This is a genomic window from Porticoccus sp., assembly GCF_965660005.1.
Classification (GTDB): Bacteria; Pseudomonadota; Gammaproteobacteria; order Pseudomonadales; family Porticoccaceae; genus Porticoccus.
On the sequence record NZ_CBFHYF010000016.1, the window covers coordinates 23245 to 36751 of the forward strand.

At 52.7% G+C, this 13507-nt stretch carries 14 protein-coding genes and 1 pseudogene; 10 read left to right on the forward strand and 5 right to left on the reverse strand.

Annotation, left to right across the window (positions count from 1 at the left end; all coding sequences use genetic code 11):
- Positions 1–96: 96 nt before the first annotated feature.
- Positions 97–291, reverse strand: a complete 195-nt coding sequence (locus ACTF5G_RS05455) for a hypothetical protein (protein ID WP_438951809.1) — start codon at positions 289–291, stop codon at positions 97–99.
- 581 nt (positions 292–872) lie between these two features.
- Here ACTF5G_RS05455 and ACTF5G_RS05460 point away from each other — a divergent pair.
- The gene (locus tag ACTF5G_RS05460; RefSeq protein WP_438951810.1) at positions 873–1427 is read left to right on the forward strand and encodes an NAD/FAD-utilizing enzyme; all 555 of its coding nucleotides are present in this window, start codon (positions 873–875) and stop codon (positions 1425–1427) included.
- Between the two features lie 85 nt (positions 1428–1512).
- Here ACTF5G_RS05460 and ACTF5G_RS05465 read toward each other — a convergent pair whose 3' ends face one another.
- The 4 genes from ACTF5G_RS05465 to ACTF5G_RS05480 form a co-directional block, all read right to left on the reverse strand.
- Complete coding sequence (locus tag ACTF5G_RS05465) at positions 1513–1866, reverse strand: 4a-hydroxytetrahydrobiopterin dehydratase (RefSeq protein ID WP_438951811.1); 354 nt, start codon at positions 1864–1866, stop codon at positions 1513–1515.
- An 18-nt stretch (positions 1867–1884) separates the two neighbouring features.
- Entirely contained in the window at positions 1885–2193 is a 309-nt protein-coding gene (locus tag ACTF5G_RS05470) for a TusE/DsrC/DsvC family sulfur relay protein (RefSeq protein ID WP_438951812.1), read from the reverse strand.
- Positions 2194–2199: 6 nt separating this feature from the next.
- Complete coding sequence (locus ACTF5G_RS05475; RefSeq protein ID WP_438951813.1) at positions 2200–2850, reverse strand: Bax inhibitor-1/YccA family protein; 651 nt, start codon at positions 2848–2850, stop codon at positions 2200–2202.
- 160 nt (positions 2851–3010) lie between these two features.
- Positions 3011–4168 carry a patatin-like phospholipase family protein gene (locus ACTF5G_RS05480; protein ID WP_438951814.1) on the reverse strand — a complete coding sequence of 386 codons (1158 nt, stop codon included), beginning with the start codon at positions 4166–4168 and terminating at the stop codon, positions 3011–3013.
- A 198-nt stretch (positions 4169–4366) separates the two neighbouring features.
- Here ACTF5G_RS05480 and ACTF5G_RS05485 point away from each other — a divergent pair, with 198 nt between their 5' ends.
- From ACTF5G_RS05485 to ACTF5G_RS05525, 9 genes and pseudogenes are all read left to right on the forward strand, one after another.
- Entirely contained in the window at positions 4367–6667 is a 2301-nt protein-coding gene (locus ACTF5G_RS05485; protein ID WP_438951815.1) for a DNA internalization-related competence protein ComEC/Rec2, read from the forward strand.
- A 163-nt stretch (positions 6668–6830) separates the two neighbouring features.
- Positions 6831–7454, forward strand: coding sequence for a MotA/TolQ/ExbB proton channel family protein (locus tag ACTF5G_RS05490; protein WP_438951822.1), 624 nt, complete (start codon positions 6831–6833; stop codon positions 7452–7454).
- A pseudogene (locus tag ACTF5G_RS05495) lies at positions 7451–7872 on the forward strand (ExbD/TolR family protein). The gene ACTF5G_RS05490 and the pseudogene ACTF5G_RS05495 overlap by 4 nt, the downstream one beginning before the upstream one ends.
- 9 nt (positions 7873–7881) lie before the next feature.
- Entirely contained in the window at positions 7882–9756 is a 1875-nt protein-coding gene (gene msbA, locus ACTF5G_RS05500) for a lipid A export permease/ATP-binding protein MsbA (RefSeq protein WP_438951816.1), read from the forward strand.
- A gap of 15 nt (positions 9757–9771) precedes the next feature.
- Positions 9772–10779 carry a tetraacyldisaccharide 4'-kinase gene (lpxK, locus tag ACTF5G_RS05505; protein WP_438951817.1) on the forward strand — a complete coding sequence of 336 codons (1008 nt, stop codon included), beginning with the start codon at positions 9772–9774 and terminating at the stop codon, positions 10777–10779.
- Between the two features lie 31 nt (positions 10780–10810).
- Positions 10811–11578 carry a 3-deoxy-manno-octulosonate cytidylyltransferase gene (gene kdsB / locus ACTF5G_RS05510; RefSeq protein WP_438951818.1) on the forward strand — a complete coding sequence of 256 codons (768 nt, stop codon included), beginning with the start codon at positions 10811–10813 and terminating at the stop codon, positions 11576–11578.
- The gene (locus ACTF5G_RS05515; protein WP_438951819.1) at positions 11575–12051 is read left to right on the forward strand and encodes a low molecular weight protein-tyrosine-phosphatase; all 477 of its coding nucleotides are present in this window, start codon (positions 11575–11577) and stop codon (positions 12049–12051) included. The genes kdsB and ACTF5G_RS05515 overlap by 4 nt, the downstream gene beginning before the upstream one ends.
- Positions 12051–13094, forward strand: a complete 1044-nt coding sequence (gene murB / locus ACTF5G_RS05520) for a UDP-N-acetylmuramate dehydrogenase (RefSeq protein ID WP_438951820.1) — start codon at positions 12051–12053, stop codon at positions 13092–13094. Before ACTF5G_RS05515 ends, murB begins: the two co-directional genes overlap by 1 nt.
- A gap of 30 nt (positions 13095–13124) precedes the next feature.
- Positions 13125–13507 (forward strand): alpha-ketoglutarate-dependent dioxygenase AlkB family protein (locus ACTF5G_RS05525; RefSeq protein ID WP_438951821.1); only part of this gene is annotated, 383 nt, incomplete at its 3' end.

Consider the following 13507-nt stretch of genomic DNA (forward strand, 5'->3'; position numbering starts at 1 on the left):
TCGGGGGTATGTACTGAAATGTCATATTGCAAAGAATACTCGCCCGGAAGTGGAGAGTAATCAGTTTGCAATCATTGCTAATATAGGGAAAACAGATTATTTGGTTTGTTCTCTCAATCGACGCTGTGTTTCGAGATAGCGTGGCATCGGGCCAATATCCTCATACACCTCATTACCCTCTTCAATACGGATAACCCTGGATCCCGGTATATAGGGCATTTCGGCCTCCAGCGTTTCCAGTGCAACGTGCAGCAAATGTGCGGCTATTTCGTTGGCGGGCAACTGGTACATTTCAGAAAGAGCCTGTAATTTGATTTGGTCTGGTTCATGTACTGTGATTGATGTGGGCAGTAAATCAGCATTTTCGGCTGATCGCTTTTCCCAGTTTTGAAGAAGCTGGGAAAAGGCCATCGAGCTTCCCTGATAGTTCATTGTCACCTCGTCTACTGGCACTGATCAAAATACGTCAACTTAATGTAAAACATCCGGTTCCAAAAAGGTACGATTTTTCAAAGACAAAAGTGGTTCAAATGATGATCACGTGAGGTTAGTGAGCCGAAGACGGGGCAGCATGACACGCATCTACAAATAATGGACAGGAACAGGATAGAGCCGGAGTCTGGACTGAAAAAATACGTTACCTGCGATTGGCGATTTAATAACGGCAACCGAAAACATCAATTAAGCCAATTGAAACAATCGGTAAACAAGCAATGTGCCAGTCAACTGGGACAGCCCCAAAGATTTGTTGATTCTGAAGGCGGAAAAATAATTAGTGCCTATACTTTAGATAACGATTAGCCCCATTAGGTTATCTTGCGATAAATGGGTTGGGTAGTCGGGTGATTGCGTACCTTTCTGGAGAAAAACTTATGAAGCGCTATTATTTTATCAGTGATGAGCTGGACGAGTTGGGTGTTATTGAGCGTGAACTGCAGGGCCATGGCATGACAAAACCACAAATCCATGTCCTGAGTCAGGATGATGACGGGTTGGCTCACCATCATTTGAATGATGTGGCATCTTTATTGCGAAAAGATGTGGTTAGGGCAACAGCAGTCGCTGGAGTATTTGGCTTTCTCAGCGCTGTTCTGGTGATGTCGTTTGCCGTTTTCTCCGGTGCCACTGCATCGATTGGCTGGAGTCCATTTGTACTGCTGGCTCTCGTCGTTATGGGGCTCATTACCTGGGAAGGTGGCATGTGGGGGATTCAGCAGCCTAACTCCCGTTTTAAACGTTTTCAGGGGGCTTTGGCAGAGGGCAAACACATTCTTTATGTGGATGTGAAACCCGCTCAGCGTTCAATCCTGATGAGTGTTCTTGAGCGACACCCCGGCTTAAAAAGTGCCGGTAGTGAGGAATCACCTAATGGGTTGCTGATCAGTGCTGAAAACGGAGCACAGCGTTTTGCAAAATGGGCACCCTGAGACGTCGGGACAGTCAGTTAGCACTGCATTTAGCTGTTGTGAGTTGATGTACGCTGCAGGCTGGCCCGGCATTTAATCGGAAGCACTACGTTGTTGTTGGGTGGGGTGTTTCCAGTTCACTCGTTTTGGCGGCGAGAATAAAATCATTGTGATGTAGCCCGCGGATCTTGTGACTCCACCAGGTGACCGTCACTTTGCCCCATTCAATCAATATGGCGGGATGATGCTGTACCGCTTCCGCCAACTCACCAACGTAGTTGGCAAAGGTGAGTGCCTGCCGAAAGTTGCCAAAGTTAAAAGTCTTCTCAAGTTGCTTGATGCCGGCTCTCTCCAGCACAGTCCAGCCGGGAATCTGTTCCATCAGGGAAGCTATTTGAGCGTCTTCAACCTTGGGTGCATCAGCGCTACAGGCTTCGCAATGTTCTTCTGCTAATTTCATGACAATTGCTCCATGTGCTTACAGGCAATTTTTCGGTGGCGGTAAACCGGCCAATCGAGCAACTTGTTTGGCCGGATTTGGCGGGAACAACTGCATCAGATAAATGCTCCGCGCTTTGCGGATATCCAGATGCTCGGCCATAAATTTTATCAACGGCCGCATGGATGGTGAAAAGCCATAGGTGGCATAGAATTGTCGTGCCAGCAGAATCACTTCGAGATGGGCATCCGTTAACGGCATTTCAGTCTGGGCGGCTTCCTGGCGGATCTGATGTTCAGACCAGCCAGGAAGTTTTTTGAGATGGTTGTTTGTTGTGGTCTCTGTCACCTGAGATCAATCGTTGTTCATGCCAATCAGGTGAAGAAGACTGGTGAATACGTTGTAAATCATCACATACAACGTCACGGTGGCTGAAATGTAGTTGCGTTCACCGCCATGGATAATGGCGCTGGTCTGCCACATGATAATGCCGGAAGAGATCAGCAGGAAAATGCACGACAGCGCCAGGGCCAGCCCCTGTATTTGCAGGAAGATATTGGCGATGGCCGCAACGAATGCCATCAGAATGCCAACCATCAGAAAACCGCCCATAAAAGACAGTTCCTTGCGGGTTATCAGCACGTAACCGGAACAGGCGAGAAAAATCAACGCTGTTCCCCCGAGAGCGGTTATCACCGGCTCGGCACCGGAAGTCGCCAGATAAAAGCTGATAATCGGACCTAATGTAAATCCCATCCAGCCTGTCAGGGCAAAAACCCAGAGTAGTCCGGCAGAGCTGTTTTTGTTCTTTTCAACCATCCAGAGACAAATAAAGAAAGGCAGGAGCGTCCAGAGCCCCATATAGGGAGCATTGACCGCCATTGCTACGCCACACATGATGGCACTGAACGCCAGTGTCATGGCCAGGAGTGCGTAGGTATTGCGCAGAACCTTGATGACCGAAGGGTCGAGTGTTGTCGAAACGACTGCTTTATCGTATGCCATGGCTTTTTGAGCCTCCTGAGTTTTGAATTTTCATATTTGACATATCTTACAAGCTGTAAGTTTCAAAGCAATGATTACCGGTCGTAATTTTATTGGTATGGTCTATCTATTATTAAAAACTCCTGGTACCCGACATTCAGGGGTGAACAGGCGTCGATGGTTAGTCTTCCTCGAAAAAGCGCAAAATTTCCTGTTGTCGGGCCAAACCATCCTGATAGCCCAGCTCCAGAAGCTTGCGGCAGAAGCCTTTTGAAAAGAGCAGGTAACTGGCCGTATTGACACCGCCACCCCGGGCTGTGGCCCCGGTGAAACGAAGAAACAGACGAATACTGACGGGTAATTCATCCAGGTAATCGCAGGCAATCTTGTCGATGGGCTGGGAGGGCAGGATGGCCAGAAATTTGACGGGCTTGAGATCGTTCAGGCCGTGTTTCTCGCGCTCGCTATCTGACAGATGTTCCGCGAGACGATTGATGTTCTTCAATGTTTCCAGGTCGCTTTCGATACTGTCGATAAATGCACTGCTGAGCATGTGGCCAACGATCTGGGCGATGGAAGGCGAGTGATCAATGGGGAGTGACCGATTCTTACCATTGGGTGAATCGCTCACTCCGATCACGAATACCTTGTCTGCGCCGAGGTTTAATGCCGGGCTGATCGGTTTGAGCTGCCTGACGGCACCGTCACCAAAAAACTGGTCCCTGATCTGGATGGCCGGAAACAAAAAGGGAATGGCCGACGAAGCCATGAGGTGGTCAGTGGACAGTTCGGTACGCAGTCCCAGTTGCCGCGAAACAGCCCAGGGTTGGTGACTGTCGGAACCTTCAAAAAAAGTGACCGATTTGCCGGTACTGTAACTCATGGCGGTAATGCTGACAGCGTCAAGTTCCCCACTATTAATTGCTTCCCGGATGTGACGAAACCGTACGTAGTTATCCAGCAATTCCCGCAATGGGGTATTGTCCAGTAGTGCTTTCGGCTTGCCCAGAGCGTAGCCACTGTGAAAAAAAGACAGCAACATATGAATGCTGTTTTTAAGTACACCAAAAAAGTCTGTGCGATAAACCTTGGTGGCATCGAGCTGACGCCAGATGGCTTCCAGTTTTTTGATCCTAAGGCTGAACGGACCCGCCCGTCCCGCGATAGCCAGAGTATTGATAGCACCGGCTGAAGTGCCACAGATGATGGGAAAGGGGTTTTTGACGTCTTTCGGCAAGGTCTCTGCAACCGCTTTCAGAACGCCCACCTGATAGGCGGCCCTTGCTCCCCCGCCCGACAATATCAGACCTACTTTGGCAGGTTTGTCGTATTTACCCATGGTTTGTGCCAAAAAAGGTTAGCAAATTGGTTTCCACCATTCTCGGTTGTTGAATCATCAGCACGGGAGGGAAATACCGGTGGATGAATGACTGGCAATTGAAAACGTTTATTTGTGCGCTGGTATTGGCCAGACGGGTCACTATACTGGGCAAATAATCTGCTACCCGCAAGGTGTCTGGTGACAAGGATGTCCCAAATGTCAGCTCCCTATTTTTTTGCCGCTGGTATCTTCAGTGTCGTTTACTGGCCCCACCTCCCAGCTGTGCCAGTGGTTTTGCTGCTCATGCTGGGTGGCTTTTTACTGCACTATTGCTGGCCATCATTCTCTGTTCTGTTATTGGGTATTGTCTATGGCTTTTTCTGGGGCCATTACACACTGGGGCACCAGCTGCCCGACGAACTTACCGCCACAGATATCACTATTGTTGGTGAAATTTACAGTATCCCGGTGCGGGACGACCGCCGGGTGCAGTTCAAGCTTCGACTGGATGAAGCTTCGACCAATCTCAAGTTACAGAAACTCCGGCTCAGTTGGTATGGCGAGGAGGTGTTTCCGGAACCTGGGCAGGTCTGGCAGCTGCAAGTCCGGCTTCGGCGCCCGAGAGGCTATGTTAATCCGGGTGGCTTTGATTATCAGGCATGGTTGCTTCAGCAGGGTTTCTCGGCCACGGGTTATGTCAGAGCATCCCCCCAGAACCGGTTAATTGAGCATCGTTGGTCCTTCGACCGATTGCGCTATCAACTGCAACAGAAGATGATCAATAGCAATTTCAATGAAGACGCGCAGGCACTGATGTCAGCGTTGACCATTGGCGACCGATCGCTTATCTCAAACGATTTGTGGTACCGCCTTTCCCTGCTGGGCGTTATCCATCTTTTGGTCGTCTCCGGTCTGCACATCGGGTTCGTGGCGGCGATGGGGTACGTTGCAGGCTCGCTGCTGGCCAGGTGTTTTACCCTGCTTTGTCGACCGATGAATCTTTGTCGACCGATGAATCTTTGTCGACCGATGAATGCCCGTTACTCGGGGGCTGTCCTGTCCCTTGTGTTCGCGCTGTCATACAGCGCATTGGCCGGGTTCAGCCTGCCAACCCAGCGCGCATTGATCATGGTGATGGTGGCTCTGGTTGCACTTCTGGCAAATCGCTATATTGGCAGGGCAATGATCTTTGGTCTGGCATTGGCCGGTGTTGCCTTGATAGACCCTCTCGCCATCATGGGAGCGGGGTTCTGGTTGTCGTTCGGTGCTGTGGCGGGGTTGTTGTGGCTGGTGCCGGTGGTGAAACACGTACCCAAATGGCAGTTGTTTTTCCGGGTACAGTGGCTGATGTTCCTCCTGTTGATCTTGCCGTTGGCTTTCTGGCAGTTGCCGGTGGCCTGGTTCTCGCCCTTGGTCAATAGCATAGCCATTCCCTGGATCAGCTTTCTGGTGGTGCCCCTGTGCCTGTTTGGCGTGGTGATGATACCTCTTAGTCCCGCTATGGCCGAATGGCTTTGGTGGTTGGCAGGAAAACAGCTGGAAGGGTTTGTCACTCTGACAGCCAAGCTTGCAGTCCCTGCATGGTTACCACTTTACCCCCCATGGCCAATGACTGGAATGTCATTATTACTGATGGTCTGCATTGTGGGGCTGGTTTTGTTGCCCAGAGGAATACCCGGTCGTTATCTATCGATTCCCCTGGCAATTGCATTGTTTTGTCTGCCGTCAGGTCGTCAGGAGCTTCTGACTGTTACAGTTCTAGATGTGGGGCAGGGGCTCTCGATTGTGGTGCAGACCAGGAAACATACACTGGTTTATGACACGGGACCGGGCCATGCCAAGAGTTACGATGCGGGCAGCGCTTTGGTTGCACCATTTCTGCGAAAGGGGGATGTTACCGGGTTGGATACATTGGTCGTCAGTCACAGTGATAACGATCATGCTGGTGGCATTGCCGGATTGATGCGGCATTACAGCCCGGCCATGTGGTTGGCCGGCAGCCCTGCTGTCGAAGAGACAGTTTCAGCCCCTGAACAATGTCGAGCAGGGCAATTCTGGGCATGGGACGGGGTAGAATTCCGGATTCTCCATCCGGCCGATGCGGGGGAGAAAAATAATAACAATCACTCCTGTGTGCTGGCGATCACCTATTTAGACCAGGTGATTCTGGTGCCGGGTGATATTGACGCAACAGTGGAACGCCGACTATTGCCAGAATTGCAGCAGATACAAGCGGGAAAAAAGCATTTTGTGTTGCTGGCAGCCCCCCACCACGGCAGCAACACCTCATCATCGCAACAGTTTCTGGAGGTGACAAATCCACAACAGGTGGTATTTTCCACTGGTCATCGCCACCATTTTGGTCACCCCGCAGAGCCGGTAGTGCAACGCTATCTAAAACGGGGCGCAACCCTCTGGAATACTGCAGAGCAGGGTGCGATAACTTTCCGTTGGCAGAAAAATGGTGAGTTTTCCACGACCGCACAGCGCACCCACGCCCGTCGCTATTGGTTTTGACATTGTGGACGAATTTTTTATGAACGGTGTCGCGTAAATACCAAAATAACAGGCATATAGAGCGTATCTGCTGCTTAACATGGCTGTTTAGTACTGCGCCATTCACTGATTATGGTAAAGTTTTCGCCGTTGTTGCGGTCTGGGGACAAACGTGTACGAACTGATGATTGCCGGCGGCTGGTTGATGTTGCCAATTCTACTTTCCTCTATCGTCGTGATAGCCGTTGCCTTTGAGCGCTACTGGACACTGCGTCGAAATAAAGTGGTGCCACCAACGTTGCTCGGGCAGGTGTGGCACTGGATGAAGCAGAATCAATTGAGTAAGGAAAATCTTCATCAGCTGCGCAGCTCATCACCGCTCGGTACCATTCTGGCCGCGGGTATCAGCAATTCTGGCCACGGTCGCGAGGTCATGAAAGACAGTATTGAGGAAGCTGCAAACCAGGTAATTCACGATCTGGAAAAAAATCTCTCGCCACTGGGAACGGTCGCAGCCATTGCGCCATTACTCGGCCTGCTGGGCACCGTGATTGGCATGATTAAAGTGTTTACGGCGATCATGATTGAAGGCACCGGAAATGCCGGCGTGCTTGCCGGCGGTATTTCAGAGGCGCTGATTACCACAGCGGCGGGTTTGACGGTGGCCATTCCGGCGCTGGTATTTCACCGTTTCTTTGAACGACGGGTAGATAGCCTGGTGGTGGAGATGGAAAACCAGGCCATTAAACTGGTGGATGCCATCCACGGTGATCGGGTGATGCGCAGCGACGAGAGCAGCGCCGAGTGAAGTTCCGCAGGCAGCGCAAACTTGAGAATGGCGTCAATCTGACACCATTGATTGATGTGGTCTTTCTGCTGCTGATTTTTTTATGGTGTCGACGACCTTTACCCGGGAGTCTCATCTGGTGCTTGATTTGCCTGAGGCTGATGGTTCTCTGACGGAGTTGCCACCCGATCAAATTGAAGTGCTGATCGACAGGGACGGCGCCTACAGCGTCAATGGACAGTTATTGATCAACCGCCAAATCGAGACTCTGATAAAAGCACTGAAAGATGTTTCCTACGGGAATACTGAGATGCCCCTGATTATTACCGCCGATGCCAATGCAACCCATCAGGCGGTGGTTACAGCGATGGATGCTGCAGGTAGAATGGGCTTTGTTCATCTGAAAATCACCACAATACAGCCCGACGGCGAATCCTGAGGAGTCATAGTGGCAAGTACCATTCCCGATACCGAACACCCTGAGATGTCCGGTCTGCAGGTCTATTTGCGTTTACTGTCCTATCTGAAGAATTACTGGGGCATTTTTCTGCTCAGTATTCTGGGCCTGGTGTTGTTCTCCGCCATGGAAGTGGCTTTTATAGACCTGTTCGGCTATACCGTTAACGCGATCAATGCCATCTCTGGAGAATCGGCGGCTTTGCCCGGTCAAATGACGGACATGGGGGAGGGATCGACGTCCTGGTTGGCGGGTTTGCTGGGTGGTGACGATGCGCTCGCTGAGAGTCGCTGGATTATCCCCGTGATCATGTTCATGATTGCGATCACGCGGGGCATTGGTTTCTTTGTAGGCGGCTATTGCATGACCTATGTGACCCAGATTCTGGTTCACAATCTGCGCACCCATTTATTCAACAAGTATACCTCGTTACCCAGTCGATTCTTTGATACCAATATGTCTGGCCACCTGATTTCCCGCATCACTTTTCATGTGGCTCAGGTGACCCACGCCGCCACTAATTCACTGAAGGTCATCATCCGTGAAGGTGCCTTGGTTATTGGCCTTATCTCATACCTGTTTTACCTGAACTGGCGCCTGGCGGCGATTTTTGTCATCGTACTGCCGCTCATCGGTGCAGTGGTGGGCTATGTCAGTAATCGGTTCAGGTTGCTGAGTCGTCGTATTCAGTCATCGGTTGGCAACGTGACCCATGTGACCCAGGAAGCGGTCAGTGGTTATCGTGAAATGCACCTGTTCGGTGGTGTCGAATACGAGCGTGACCGCATGCACAATGCCAGCAACTACAACCGCCGTCAGCAAATGAAAATGGCTGTGGCGGAGGGTATCAGCACCCCGGTCATTCAGCTACTGGTAGCGATGGCCCTGTCTCTACTGATGTGGCTGGCGCTGGACCCCAATGTGCTGGCCAACATGAGTGGTGGGGAGTTTGTCCAGTTTCTCGGTTCAGCTGCACTGCTGGCCAAACCGATTCGCCAATTGTCCGAGGTGAACAGCAATGTTCAGAAAGGCATCGCCGCGGCGGGCACCATTTTTTCAACGCTCGATGAGCCCAACGAGCCGGATCTAGGCACGGTAGAGAAGGCACGTGTCGAAGGGCACTTTCAGTTTAAAAATATCAGTTTTGCCTACTCCGAAGAAGCCGGCAACGTGCTGAACGGTATTGATCTGGAGGTTAAGCCTGGTGAAGTCATAGCGTTGGTGGGCCAATCCGGCAGTGGCAAAACCACTCTGGTGAACCTCATCCCCCGTTTTTACAACCACCGTGAGGGAGCGATTCTGCTGGACGGGCTGGATATCCGGGATTACACCCTCGACAATCTGCGCAGCCATATTGCATTGGTGTCGCAGAATGTGACGCTCTTCAATGACACGATTTACAACAATATCGCCTACGGTTCACTGGGTAAAAATCCACCTTCTGCTGTGCGCGAAGCCGCCGGCGCAGCCCATGCACTGGAGTTTATCGACCGACTGCCGGATGGGTTTGATACCCAGATCGGTGACGAGGGCATTATGCTGTCCGGCGGCCAGCGGCAGCGGCTGGCGATTGCCCGTGCACTGCTGAAAAACGCCCCGGTATTGATTCTGGACGAGGCGACCTCAGCCCTCGATACCGAATCCGAGCATCACATCCAGAAAGCGCTGGAGCAGGTGATGAAGGGGCGTACCACCTTTGTCATTGCCCACCGCCTCAGCACCATCGAGAACGCTGATCGCATTATGGTAATGGATAAAGGGCAGATCATTGAGCAGGGCACCCACAGTGAACTACTGGCCATGAATGGTCGTTATGCACAGCTGCACCAGAAGCAATTCAATGACGAACCCCATCTGGCCATCTGACCGGGCGTTGCGGTCATGAATTTCCGAGAGTCGCTGGAAAGCGCCTGGTATCGTTCCTTCAGCTGGGTCTTTTTGCTGTTGCCTTTCTCCTGGTTGTTCAGGGCAGTGAGCGGCAGTCGACGTTTTTATTACCAGCGGATTAACTCCCTCTGCCCATTGCCGGTTCCCGTGATTGTTGTGGGTAATATCAGCGTGGGTGGGACCGGGAAAACGCCATTGCTGGCCGCGCTGGTGGTTATTTTTCAGGCACAGGGTTACCACCCGGGGATTGTCAGCCGTGGTTATGGCGGTTCGGCAACCCGTTACCCGCTGCTGGTTAGTGAGACCTCTACACCAGACAAGGTGGGGGATGAACCCCTGTTGTTGTCATCACTATGTCCGGTGGTGGTGGATCCGGACCGTTATCGGGCAGCCCGATACCTGTTGGAAAATACGGACTGCAATCTGATTTTCAGCGACGATGGTTTGCAGCATTATCGACTACCCCGCAATATTGAAATTGTGGTCATCGACGGCGAGCGCGGCATAGGCAATGGCCATTGCCTGCCTGCGGGGCCGCTGCGGGAGCCACTGTCACGGCTGGAAACAGTCGATTTTGTGGTGGCAAATGAAACGGTGGCCAGCCTGTCGATTCCCCACCAGGGTGCGTTCAAGTTGTTACCCGCTCACTTTCGGCACCTGGCCACTGGCGAATCGGTGGATGTCGACAACTGGTCCCGCGAACGCAGGGTGCATGCCGTTGCCGGGATTGGAAATCCCGCCAGATTTGCCCATACCCTCACATCACTAGGATTTGAGCCGATTCTCCACCCGCTGCCGGACCACCACCGGTTTACGGGCGAGGAGTTGTGTTTTGAAGATAATCTGCCGGTTATTATCACAGCCAAGGATGCGGTAAAGTGCGCTGCCGATTGCGATGATAATGTTTGGGTTCTGGATGTTGAGGCTTTGCCCAATCCGCAATTTATAGAACAATTGGCAAGGGCCATCGGGAACCCGGTAAAACCCGTAAAAACCATTTGATGACAACCCTGTAGAAAACAATTGAGTCGCTATGACCTTTACTGTTGTGATTCCCGCCCGATTTTCCTCCACTCGCTTGCCGGGTAAGCCACTGCAGGATATCGCCGGTAAAACCATGATCCAGCGGGTTTATGAACAGGCCTGCCAGAGCAGCGCTGACCGGGTGATTGTCGCCACGGATCATCAGCAGATTGCCGATGAGGTAACCCGGTTTGGTGGAGAGGTTTGTATGACGTCTCCGTCTCATCCATCGGGTACAGACCGTTTGCAGGAAGTGGTCGCACAATACGGCTTTGCCGAAGATCATGTGCTGATCAATGTGCAGGGCGATGAACCGTTGATTCCCCCTGCAGTCATCGACCAGGTGGCTGCAAACCTCATCAACAATCCCAGTGCGGGTATCGCAACACTTTGCGAACCGATCACAGACGAAGCGAGTTTCGCCAACCCCAATGTGGTCAAGGTCGTTACGGACTGTCAGGGCATGTCGTTGTATTTCAGTCGTGCACCGGTGCCCTGGCCACGGGATTTTTCCGGTGACCGGGTTGCGGCTATGTCTGCCGTCCTGCAACCGATGCGACATATCGGTATTTACGCGTACCGGGTCGGTTTGCTGAACCGGTTCGTACAATGGCCGGTGGCACCCATTGAGGCGCTGGAGTGCCTCGAACAGTTGCGTTTCATGTGGAATGGTGAGCGGATTCATGTGGCCAGCGCTGTGGCCGATGTGCCCGGTGGCGTCGATACCGAGCAGGATCTGCAGCGGGTCATCGCGATTTTCAGGGGGACGTTCGCATGAAGCAGCTGCGTGTGTTATTTGTCTGTCTTGGCAATATCTGTCGCTCGCCCACCGCCCACGGGATTTTTGAGAGGCGGGTGGCGGAGGCTGGTTTGCAGGACCGGATTCTGATCGACTCTGCCGGTACGGGTGATTGGCACGTAGGGCGTTCGCCAGACTCAAGAGCCAGTGCGGCTGCACTGAAGCGCGGTTACGACCTGAGTCACCTGCGGGCTCGTCAGGTGCGGCCAGAGGATTTTCTGGCGTTTGATTATCTGCTCGCCATGGATCAACAGAATCTTTGGGATTTACAGGCACTGGCACTGCCTGATTTTGCCGGTCATCTCGGTCTGTTTCTCGATTTTGGCAACAGCCCCCTGAAAGAGGTGCCCGATCCCTATGCCGGTGGTGATGAGGGGTTTGAAGCAGTGCTGGATCTGGTGGAGGATGCCACCAATGGTTTGCTGCATCATCTGCGCGGGCAACTGGATTAATGCTCGATATTCAGGCCGCCGTTTCACTGCAACCCCACAACACGCTGTCCCTGCCTGCCACGGCGGAATTTTTCTGTCGTATCAACACCCGCGAAGACCTGTTCGAGGCTCTTGAATGGGCCAGACAAAAAGGCATCCCTGTGACGCCATTGGGTGGTGGCAGCAATCTGGTGCTGGTCGATGATTTGCCGGGGCTGCTACTGCAAATAGCCATTCCGGGTATTGCATTGGCCTCCGGTTCGGAGGCCGGTGAGCAGCGCCATATTCGCATCGCTGCCGGCGAAAACTGGCATCACCTGGTGTTGCACACCCTTAAAAATGGCTGGTACGGATTGGAGAATCTGTCCCTGATTCCGGGCCTGGCCGGTGCGGCCCCCATTCAGAATATCGGTGCCTATGGCATCGAATTGAGCGAACTGTTTCACTCGCTGGAGGCGGTCCACCTGCCCAGCGGTGAGTTGCATACGATGCTGGCTGCAGACTGCCGTTTTGGCTATCGGGATAGCCTGTTTAAACAGGCGGGTCGCAACCAGTATGTGATTACCGCCATCACGCTGTCATTGTCTGTCCGGCCGCATTTGCGCCTGACCTATCCGGCCCTGCTACAGGCACTCGAAGCTTGTGATGAGTCCTCACTGACACCCGCCATGGTTTCTGCGGCAGTCTGTGCAGTGCGGCGCAGTAAATTACCTGATCCTGTCGAGCTACCCAATGTCGGCAGTTTTTTTAAAAACCCGGTCGTGACGGAGGGTCAGGCAGTCGCACTGCGTCAGCAGTTTCCCGATCTCGTGTACTACCCCCAGGCAGATGGTACCGTCAAATTGGCTGCCGGCTGGCTGGTTGAACAGACTGGCTGGCGCGGAGTGATCCGCGACAGGGTGGGCGTTCACGACCGTCAATCATTGGTGCTGGTCAACTTTGGTGGTGGCACTGGCGCCCAGCTATTGGCGTTGGCAGAGGAAATCAACGACTCGGTACAGCGGAAGTTTGCTGTGGCGCTGGAAATCGAGCCGACGATTTACCCCGCTCGGTTCAGAAGCTGATCGAGGGGAGAGCCCCATGAATTCCCAGTGATGAACCAGCATAGCCTGTTTGCCGCCGATCAGGATCCGCTCGATATAGAACTATCCGATGGAGCCCTGCGCTATTGGTCGCAGTTGATTCCAGTTCAGCAGGCTGATCAGTGGCAACAAGCACTTATGGAACAGGTGGCCTGGGAGCAGAGCAACATCGTGATTGCCGGCCGCGCAATGAAAATTCCGCGCCTCAATGCCTGGTATGGTGATGCCGGTGCCGACTATCAATATTCCGGGCGGCAGTTCAAGGCCACTCCCTGGCTGCCGGTACTGCGTGAAATCAGGGAGGTGGTTGAGGCGGCGGCGGGGCACAGTTTTAACAGTGCCCTGGTGAATTTGTACCGGGATGCCCGCGACAGTGTCGATTGGCATAGTGACGA

Bases quoted from the DNA above. Each gene is read 5' to 3' on its own strand.
- ACTF5G_RS05455 (WP_438951809.1), bottom strand. From the start codon at position 291: ATGTACCAGTTGCCCGCCAACGAAATAGCCGCACATTTGCTGCACGTT.
- ACTF5G_RS05460 (WP_438951810.1), top strand. From the start codon at position 873: ATGAAGCGCTATTATTTTATCAGTGATGAGCTGGACGAGTTGGGTGTT.
- ACTF5G_RS05465 (WP_438951811.1), bottom strand. From the start codon at position 1,866: ATGAAATTAGCAGAAGAACATTGCGAAGCCTGTAGCGCTGATGCACCC.
- ACTF5G_RS05475 (WP_438951813.1), bottom strand. From the start codon at position 2,850: ATGGCATACGATAAAGCAGTCGTTTCGACAACACTCGACCCTTCGGTC.
- ACTF5G_RS05480 (WP_438951814.1), bottom strand. From the start codon at position 4,168: ATGGGTAAATACGACAAACCTGCCAAAGTAGGTCTGATATTGTCGGGC.
- ACTF5G_RS05485 (WP_438951815.1), top strand. From the start codon at position 4,367: ATGTCAGCTCCCTATTTTTTTGCCGCTGGTATCTTCAGTGTCGTTTAC.
- ACTF5G_RS05490 (WP_438951822.1), top strand. From the start codon at position 6,831: ATGATTGCCGGCGGCTGGTTGATGTTGCCAATTCTACTTTCCTCTATC.
- lpxK (WP_438951817.1), top strand. From the start codon at position 9,772: ATGAATTTCCGAGAGTCGCTGGAAAGCGCCTGGTATCGTTCCTTCAGC.
- kdsB (WP_438951818.1), top strand. From the start codon at position 10,811: ATGACCTTTACTGTTGTGATTCCCGCCCGATTTTCCTCCACTCGCTTG.
- ACTF5G_RS05515 (WP_438951819.1), top strand. From the start codon at position 11,575: ATGAAGCAGCTGCGTGTGTTATTTGTCTGTCTTGGCAATATCTGTCGC.
- murB (WP_438951820.1), top strand. From the start codon at position 12,051: ATGCTCGATATTCAGGCCGCCGTTTCACTGCAACCCCACAACACGCTG.